8 protein-coding genes are annotated in these 9,317 nt (G+C 34.9%); 5 read left to right on the forward strand and 3 right to left on the reverse strand.

What is annotated here, in order from left to right:
- Together BLW28_RS15170 and htpG are read right to left on the reverse strand one after the other, a co-directional pair.
- Window positions 1-265, reverse strand: a 265-nt coding sequence (locus tag BLW28_RS15170) for a transposase (RefSeq protein ID WP_073216870.1), incomplete at its 3' end; no start/stop codon positions are given.
- A gap of 193 nt (window positions 266-458) precedes the next feature.
- Window positions 459-2,351 (reverse strand): molecular chaperone HtpG, encoded by a 1,893-nt coding sequence (gene htpG, locus BLW28_RS15175; protein WP_073222216.1) that lies wholly within the window; start codon window positions 2,349-2,351, stop codon window positions 459-461.
- Between the two features lie 274 nt (window positions 2,352-2,625).
- On the opposite strand from htpG, the gene BLW28_RS15180 reads away from it, so the two are divergent.
- The 5 genes from BLW28_RS15180 to BLW28_RS15200 all read left to right on the forward strand — a co-directional run bounded on the left by BLW28_RS15180 (window position 2,626) and on the right by BLW28_RS15200 (window position 8,558).
- Window positions 2,626-3,258 (forward strand): TetR family transcriptional regulator C-terminal domain-containing protein, encoded by a 633-nt coding sequence (locus tag BLW28_RS15180; RefSeq protein ID WP_317042296.1) that lies wholly within the window; start codon window positions 2,626-2,628, stop codon window positions 3,256-3,258.
- On the forward strand, window positions 3,258-4,565 hold the full coding sequence (locus BLW28_RS15185; protein ID WP_073222205.1) for an ABC1 kinase family protein: 1,308 nt from the start codon (window positions 3,258-3,260) through the stop codon (window positions 4,563-4,565). Before BLW28_RS15180 ends, BLW28_RS15185 begins: the two co-directional genes overlap by 1 nt.
- 403 nt (window positions 4,566-4,968) lie before the next feature.
- The gene (locus tag BLW28_RS15190; protein WP_083540884.1) at window positions 4,969-6,996 is read left to right on the forward strand and encodes a tetratricopeptide repeat-containing sensor histidine kinase; all 2,028 of its coding nucleotides are present in this window, start codon (window positions 4,969-4,971) and stop codon (window positions 6,994-6,996) included.
- On the forward strand, window positions 6,993-7,619 hold the full coding sequence (locus BLW28_RS15195) for a response regulator (RefSeq protein ID WP_073222200.1): 627 nt from the start codon (window positions 6,993-6,995) through the stop codon (window positions 7,617-7,619). The genes BLW28_RS15190 and BLW28_RS15195 overlap by 4 nt, the downstream gene beginning before the upstream one ends.
- Before the next feature lie 177 nt (window positions 7,620-7,796).
- A complete protein-coding gene (locus BLW28_RS15200; RefSeq protein ID WP_073222197.1) occupies window positions 7,797-8,558 on the forward strand; it encodes a cyclase family protein in 762 nt (253 codons plus the stop codon).
- 101 nt (window positions 8,559-8,659) lie between these two features.
- On the opposite strand, the gene BLW28_RS15205 is transcribed toward BLW28_RS15200, so the two are convergent.
- Window positions 8,660-9,214, reverse strand: a complete 555-nt coding sequence (locus BLW28_RS15205) for a cupin domain-containing protein (protein WP_073222194.1) — start codon at window positions 9,212-9,214, stop codon at window positions 8,660-8,662.
- Window positions 9,215-9,317: the final 103 nt, after the last annotated feature.

Consider the following 9,317-nt stretch of genomic DNA (forward strand, 5'->3'; position numbering starts at 1 on the left):
AAAGCTTTTTTTCGATGATCTCCTTGGCCATCTGGTGGTCAAGGGCCAGAGTGGCATACATCTGCTTGAGCTTGCGATTCTCTTCCTCTAGCTCCTTGAGGCGCTTGAGCTCCTTGGAGTTCATTCCAGCATATCTAGAACGCCACTTATAGAAAGTGGCGGGGCTGACCCCATGCTCACGACTGATCTGGTCGACACTCTTTCCATTGTCGAACTCTTTTAAAATCTTTGCAATCTGTTGTGGTGAAAATTTACTTCGTCTCATAATACTGTTTAAAATTAAGATAATTATTCTACTTTTAAACAGTTCGGTTTAAAGGGAAGCTTACAAATATAATTCCGCGATAGTCGTTGTTTTTCAAAAATCTTTCGTCATTTTTCAACAAGATGATATAAAAAAATAAAAGCCATTTCCGAAAATAAGGAAATGGCTTTTGAATTATTGTAAGAAAGAAATGTTACTTAATCATTTCGTAGCTACGCTTTATAAAAGCAGTAAGCTCTTCACCTTTTAATAAGTTTTTACTCAATCTTGCTAAGTCTAAAGCTTGATTAACTAGACGCTCCTTTTTCTTATCGGTTTTAGTATTTAGTATTTCACTTACCAATTCGTGGTTTGTGTTTACAATTAGATTGTACATTTCTGGGAAACCACCCATTCCAAACATACCACCGCCTCCGGTTTTCTGCATATCTTTCATTCTACGCATAAATTCTGGCTCGGTAATAATAAATGGATTTGCATTGCTATCCATTGCCTCTAATTGAACAGTGAATTTTTCTTTTGGTATAACCCCGTCTAAGAAAGTTTTTAGCGTTTCCTTTTCTTCATCAGAAAGTTTAGAAATCTGCTCGTCGTCTTTCTTAATAAGGTTTTCAACGTGATCACTATCTACTCGTACAAAAGAAACTTTTTCTTCGCTGCCTTCAATTTTTTGAAGTAGATGAGTAACAATAGGAGAGTCTAATAGTAAAACTTCGTATCCTTTGTCTTTTGCAGCCTGAATATAACTGTGTTGTTCTTCTTTGTTTGAAGCATAAAGAATTACAAGCTTGTCATCCTTATCAGTCTGAGAGTCTTTTATTTTGTCTTTTAATTCAGAGAACGTATAGAAAGCGTTATCTACAGTTGGGTAAAGAGCAAAGTCTTTTGCTTTATCGAAGAATTTATCTTCAGTAAGCATACCGTATTCAATAACGATTTTAATATCGTTCCATTTCTTCTCAAAGCCTTCACGGTCGTTGTTAAATAAGCTCTTAAGCTTGTCTGCAACTTTTCTTGTAATGTAGCTAGATATCTTTTTAACTGCTCCATCTGCTTGTAAGTAGCTTCTAGATACGTTAAGTGGAATATCTGGACTATCAATCACTCCGCGTAACATTGTTAGGAATTCAGGAACAATTCCCTCTACATTATCAGTCACGAAAACCTGATTTTGGTAAAGTTGAATTTTATCCTTCTGAATGCTCATATCATTCGTCATCTTAGGGAAGTAAAGAATTCCTGTAAGATTAAACGGATAGTCAACATTTAGGTGAATATGGAAAAGAGGTTCCTCGAATTGCATTGGGTACATTTCGCGATAGAACTCATTATAATCTTTATCCTCAAGTTCAGTAGGTGCTTTTGTCCAAGCTGGATTAGGATTGTTGATTATATTATCAACTTCCTTAGTTGGAGCTGGATCGTCTTCTTTTGCGTCTTCTGGTTTTGGAAGTGTTTCAGTACGAGTTCCAAATTTAATTGGAATAGGCATAAACTTGTTATACTTCACCAATAGTTCACTGATACGTGACTCCTCTAAAAACTCTGTAGAGTCTTCAGCAATATGAAGAATAATCTCTGTTCCTCTATCTTTTTTATCGGCTTTTTCTAAAGTGAATTCTGGCGAACCGTCGCAAGTCCAATGTACGGCAGGTTCATCTTTAAAACTTTTGGTAATAATCTCAACTTTTTCGGCAACCATAAAAGCTGAATAAAAACCAAGTCCGAAATGCCCGATAATTCCAGCATCCTTCCCATCTTTGTCTTTGTACTTCTCAATAAATTCCTCAGCTCCAGAAAATGCAATTTGGTTGATGTATTTTTCAACTTCTTCCGCAGTCATTCCAATACCTTGGTCTATAATGCGTAGTTGTTTTTTTTCTTTATCAAGCTTTACTTCAATTATTGGATTACCGTACTCAACTCCGTCAGCCTCTCCTATATTAGCAAGGTGTTTGAGTTTTAAAGTTGCATCTGTCGCGTTCGAAATTAATTCACGAAGAAATATCTCGTGGTCGCTGTATAAAAACTTCTTAATTAGCGGAAAAATATTATCCACTGATACATTAATAGTTCCTTTGCTCATTTTTTTATATTTTATATAATTTGTAATTGTATTCAGTATCATTTCATAGTCAAAAAAAATACCAAGGGTTACAATGCTGACACCTTGTCATTCTATTGAAGGAATAAACTTTAACACAATATTTTGTTTAGCAGTTAGCTTAAAATGTTAAACAGTAGCTATCTTTGCTTACCGAGGTAGATTTACACCTTTTTCAATATTAAATACGAGACGTACTATGGCGACTGCAAAAACGAATTCCCCTGCTTCAAAAAAATCAAATTCGAATACTAAAATGAGTAAGGAGAAAATTATTTCCTTGTATATGGAATCAGTTCTTACAAATGAAAAAACTCCGAAAAGCGTTTTTAAATTTTGTAAGGAAAATAATTTTGAAGAAACTCAATTTTACGAGCACTTTGGTTCTTTTGAAGGTTTACAAATGGAAATTTGGAGTTCATTTTATGAACAAACAATTTCATTAGCAAATAATGACGAAGCATTTCAAGGTTACTCAAATCAAGATAAAATGCTAACCTTCTTCTTTACCTTCTTTGAGTTACTTACACTCAATAGGAGTTACGTTCTTTTCTCGCTAAAGGAACATCAAAGTATGTTGAAAAATTTGAGTCAGTTAAAGGGACTTCGAAAAGATGTAAAACACTTTGCGGCCGAATTAATTCGAGATAATAATGAAGACAAAAAGCTAAAAGTTTTAAAACAATCTGTCACAATTTTTTCTGAAGGCGCTTGGTTACAAACCTTGTTTCTGTTGAAATATTGGATGGAGGACAATTCTGCTGGGTTTGAAAATACAGATGTTGCAATTGAAAAGTCGGTAAGAGCCATTTTTGATGTATTCGATACACAGCCGTTAGAAAGTGTTTTAGATTTTGGAAAATTTTTGTGGAAAGAAAAGATGGTATAATGAAGACAATAGATAAAATTCCAACAAACAAAATTCAACGTGCTTCCAAGTTAATGACTACTGGTGCAAAAGTCGGCGGAAATTATTTAAAATATTACAGTAAAAAACTCGTGAACCCACAACATTCAAAAGATGAGTTAAATGAAAGCAATGCTGAAGATATTTATGACAGCCTAAAAAACCTAAAAGGAAGTGCTTTAAAAGTCGCCCAAATGCTGAGTATGGAAAAAAACATTATGCCAAAGGCATATGTTGAAAAATTTTCATTGGCTCAGTTTCAAGTACCTCCAATTTCTGCACCTTTAGTGCGTAAGACTTTTAAAAAGTATTTTGGCGATACTCCAGAGAATATTTACGATTCATTTAATGCCGAATCTGTGGCGGCTGCGAGTATCGGACAAGTCCATAAAGCAACTAAAGATGGAAAAAATTTAGCTGTAAAGATTCAGTATCCTGGAATTGCCGAAAGCATAAGTAGCGATTTAGCAATGGTAAAGCCAGTTGCTATGAAGATGTTTAATATAAAAGGCGAGGACAGCGACAAATACTTTCAAGAAGTGGAAGGGAAGCTTTTGGAAGAAACCAATTATATTTTCGAAGTCGTTCAAAGTAAAGAAATTACACAGGCGTGTAGCAAAATTCCGAATCTGAGGTTTCCAAAATATTATGAAGAGCTTTCTAACGAGCGAATTATAACTATGGATTGGATGGAAGGGCAGCATTTGTCTGAGTTTGTAAAAACAAATTTAAACCCTGAATACTCCAACAAAGTGGGGCAGACGTTGTGGGATTTTTATATGTTCCAAATGCATCAATTAAAACGAGTTCACGCCGATCCCCACCCCGGGAACTTTATGGTAGATTCTGATGCAAATCTAATAGCAATAGATTTTGGTTGTGTCAAAACCGTGCCAGAGGAGTTTTATGCTCCTTACTTTGAGTTGGCTCAACCTGAGAATATCAACAATCCTAGAGTGTTTTCAGAAAAAATGTATGCTTTAGAAATTTTGAAAAAAGAAGATACCCCAGAAGAAACTCGATTCTTTTCAGAACTATTTCACGAGATGCTTAGTTTGTTTACAAAACCATTCCACAGTGAAACATTCGACTTTTCAGATGAAGAGTTTTTTGGGAAAATCGCCGAGTTAAGTAATAAATACTCTAAAGATACCGAACTAAGAAAGATGAATGGAAATAGAGGTTCCAAACACTTCTTGTATATAAACAGAACCTTTTTTGGACTTTATAATTTGATGAATGACTTAGGGGCAGAGGTTCAAATTAACAATTACAAGAAATACGTTTAAACTTTAACAAAACTTTGCGGATGCCGTTAACGTTTTGAATAGAAAATGAAGCTTACTTTTGTATTAAATAATTGAGTATTTAATTGCTATGAAAAAGTGAAATATTCTATTATTTAATTGGTTAGGTTGTTTAGGAAGGGCGCATTAATTTGCGCCCTTTTTTTATAACATTTCTTCAGTTAATTGCTTTTATTGATAAACTATATTGCCCTTTTCTCTTTAAGCTGAAAGCAATTTAGCCGCCATTTTTATATTATTTCTTACAATTTGCGATATTTAAATTGTATAATTTTCAATAATATTTCAATTTGTATTACATTTTTGTATAAATATAAAACACAGTCTTAATATTTTGGGTTTTGTGAAAAAACATTAAAAAGTATATTTACAAAAACTTACGTAGATGAGGTATCCTTTTGTGCTGTTCTTCCTTATGATTTTCTCCGTTTCGCATTCGCAACAAAGGGGAGAGGAAGAAGTTATTAACCACTTAAAAGAAGAAATTTCAAAAAACGAAGGAGTTAAAAAGTTAATACTTCTAGACAGTCTTTCTAACGTCATTGCTTATGGTAGTAATTTCGATAACGATTCTATTGTAAAGGAGACGATTCAGTATGCCAAGAAATTGGACTCTGCAAATGTTGTTGTATGGCACGCAGCCAATCTAATCTACTTTGAAAACAACAAAAATTCAGATCCTAAATCGGGAATAGCCGTTTTTTTAGAAAACCAAAAATGGGCTTCTAAGGTTTCAAATCGTGAAATTTTAGGCAAATATTACTACGAAGCTGGAAATTCGTATTTCTATTTAAATCAATTTGATAAATCTCTACAGTTCCTCGATAGCGCATATCATTATGCCCAACTAGACGCCGATTATAAGTTTATGGGGCTGTCAAGGCAAGTGCAGGGACAAGTTTATACAGATATGGGCGATTTTGGAAAAGCTTCTTTGACATTCCAAGAGGCTCTTAAAATGTTTCAAAACGAAAAAGACACCGCAAACATCGTAGGTGTGCGAAACTCACTCACCATATTATATAGTAAAAACGGATTTTATGAAGAAGCAAGAAAAGAAAGAGAGGAGATTATTGCTCTGGAAAAAATTAGAAAATCCTATAACTATTTATCTATAATATATTATAATGCCGCTACCGATTATAACAAGCTAGGACTACAAAACAAACGTATTGAAAACTTGAAAGCATCAATTGAATTTGCGCGACTTTCAGAATACGCAGATTATTATAAACCTATAATGCTGTTTGGACTAATAGGCGCTTATGCCGAAAATGACAGCATTGCGGAAGCAGAAAAACTATTGGTTGAAATATATAAAAATACCGAAAAAAACACTAAAGGACTATATAGGCCATACTACTTAACCGCGATTAAAAACCTAGCTTTTGCAAAACAGAATTATGCGGAAGCGGTTCGTTTAGGAAAAGAATATCTTAATTTAAAAAAACAAGGAGATCAATACGAAGAAAGGCAAAATGGAGAAAAATTTTTGTATAAAGTTTATAAAGCATTGGGGGAAAATGATCTAGCGCTAACACATTTTGAAAATTACAGAACCATTAAAGACTCTGTAGAAGCTGCACAAAAAGTAAGGGTTCTTTCTTACTACCAAACCTTGTACGAAACTGAAAAACGCGATCTAACCATTTCTGCTCAAAAATCTGATATCGCATTATTGGACGAAAAGAACAAAGTAAAAAACCAATGGCTTTTATTTGGTGGTCTCGGAGCTTTGGCATTGTTTGGGTTTGTATATATTATCCGCTCACGCAATTTTGCCAGACGAAAACACAAAATGCAAGAATCCTTCACTCAAGACCTTCTAAAAACTCAAGAAAATGAGCGATCTCGCATTGCAACAGAACTCCACGACAGTATTGGCCAAAAGTTATTAATTATTAAAAACTCATTATTGAGCACGGATAAAAAAGAGGGAAATGAAATAGATTTAGTTGGAGAAACCATCATGGAAGTACGCGAAATGTCGCACAATTTACACCCTTTTCAATTTGAGAAATTAGGTCTTACAACTTCTTTAAAAAATATGATTGAGACGTTTCAGAAAAACTCCAATGTGTTTTACTCTGAAGATATTAAAACCCAAGACGGCTTAATTCCTAAAGAAAAGGAAATCTATGTATTCCGAATGCTTCAAGAAGCTTTAACTAACGTTGAAAAACACGCCGAAGCAACCGCCTGTAACCTTTCTTCAGAAGAACGAAAGAAGGAGCTTGTTTTTATTCTGAAAGACAATGGTAAAGGTTTTGAAATTCCGAAAGATACCACAAATTTTAAGGGTCTTGGAATGAAAACCTTGCACGAGCGAGCACAGTTTATTAAAGCCGATTTAACAATTAAATCGACGCTAGGAAAAGGAACAACTATTATCATTAAAATACCCAAAAAATGAAACCGACCATACTTATTGCAGACGATCATCCCATTCTTTTAACTGGTACCAAAACATTTTTGGAGAGTAAAGGTTACAATATTGTGGCAACGGCTATGAATGGAAACGAGGCATATAATTTAATTGTTAAACACATTCCAAATATTACAATTTTAGATTTTGACATGCCTAAGCTCAACGGTCTTGAAGTGGCCTCTTCTTGCCAATACAAAGGAATTGAAACCAAAATAATTATACTAACGCTTTTTAAAGAAGAAGCCATTTTGCAACAAGTGGGAAAAACCATTCAAGGCTATCTACTAAAAGAAGATGCCCTTCAGGAAATTGAAGACTGTATCAAAGAAGTTGTAGCCGGAAATACGTATGTGAGCAAGAACATTGAAGCAGGAATTCATTTTGCAAAAGATTCTGAAGCACTTAATAATCTTACTGTTGCCGAATCTAAAATATTGCGGTATCTCGCTAAAAACTTTTCGTCTTCACAAATTGCTGAAGAACTTTTTATATCCAGACGCACGGTTGAAAAGCACCGTAGCAACATCATCAAAAAACTTGAAATTCCGCCTACTCAAAACGGTTTGTTGCTTTGGGTACAAAAACATCCAGAGCTTTTTAACACCTAAATTTGCTGGATAAAAAAGCGCGGAGCTTTTTATTGTAGGAAGATTGTAATCCACTAAAATCGTGAATAAATATTTAATACGTAGGTCTACCTATTTTGCGTAAAGCTTGAATATCTTACTTTTGAAGATGCCATTTGAGAATACCACAATAGAAATTTAGTTGCTAAACTTCTTATTATGAAAATAATAGATTTATCAAAACCAATAAAATATAATAAATCCGACCCTTGGTTTATGCGCGTTAAAATAAAGCATAAACCACATAAAAAAGCCAAATGGATTTTGAGGGCTTTTGGGTTGCCACGGAGATTATATCCTAAGGGTTTTGAAGGTTGGGCAGATGACACTATTAAAAAAATGGGCGTGCATTCCACCACACATATTGATGCTCCGTGGCACTATTCTGCCACAACAAACGGTAAAAAATCGAAAACAATTGATGAAATACCATTAGAATGGTGTTTTGGTGAAGGAATCGTAATTGATATGAAACACAAAGCCGATTTTGACCCAATTACCACTGCCGATATTGAAGCTTTTTTGAAAGAAAATGAGTTAACAATTAGGCCAAGAATGATTGTACTCATTAAAACCGGAAGAGATAAATTTAACGGCACTCAGGATTTTCATAAGATAGGAACAGGAATGAGCGCCGAAGCCACCGAATGGTTAATAAATCAGGGAGTTAAGGTGATGGGTATAGACTCTTGGGGATGGGATTTGCCGCTGCCTTATATGATCAAAAAGGCGAAAGAAACCAATGATTCAGAATTGTTTTGGGAAGCTCATTTAGTGGGACAAAGAAAAGAATACTGCCATATAGAACAATTGGTAAACCTAGATGCGCTGCCATACACAGGGTTTAAAATTGCAGTTTTTCCGTTAAAAATTGTCGGTGCTTCTGCTGCCCCTGCAAGGGTTGTGGCAATGATGGATTAAATTGTTATTAGCAATAGCGTCTATTTTGAATGGTTTTCACGCAAAGTCGCAAAGCTTTTATGTTCCCTAGTGACAGCTGAAGGTAAAAAAGCTTTAGTAAACTATTTCCCTTTCGGCTTCACAAACCGAACTCCATACACCTCAGAAAGTGAATCTATTTGTTTTTTACCGAGTAAGTTTCGGTCAGCAAGTGAAGAGATGTCGGCGAAAAAACCTTCAAAACCGCCAGGAGTTATGGTATTCATTGTAATGCCCGCAATGGTATCTATATTCTTAAATGAGTGCGGTTTGCCTTTGGGTAAATGCACAATATCGCCCTGCTTTGCATTAATTAGCGTGTCGCTATACGTAAACTCATAATTGCCCTGAATTACATAAAACAATTCATCTTCGTGCGTGTGAATGTGTTTTGGTGGACCACCATTGGGCGGGGTTTCAGTTATTATTACAGCGTATTCGCCACGGGTGTCTTCACTTAAAATCTTCCCTGTAATTCTTGACCCTAAAACATCCCATTTTGTTCCTTCTTCCGAAGATAGATGGATTAGGTTAGGAGTAGCCGTCGTTATTTGGGGAGTCGACTTTGTGTTTTCTTTACAGCAAAAAACAAGGGCGCACATTGTAACAAATGGGATGGCTGTGGCTCGATACTTCATTGTATAATAACCCGTTGTGCATTTTAAATAATGCTGATTTTAATATTGTTGATGTTTCTGCCAAAGATAAACTTGTTGATATATTGAATAGTTGTAAGTGCCG

Source organism: Aequorivita viscosa (assembly GCF_900106795.1).
In the GTDB taxonomy this organism is placed as follows: domain Bacteria; phylum Bacteroidota; class Bacteroidia; order Flavobacteriales; family Flavobacteriaceae; genus Aequorivita; species Aequorivita viscosa.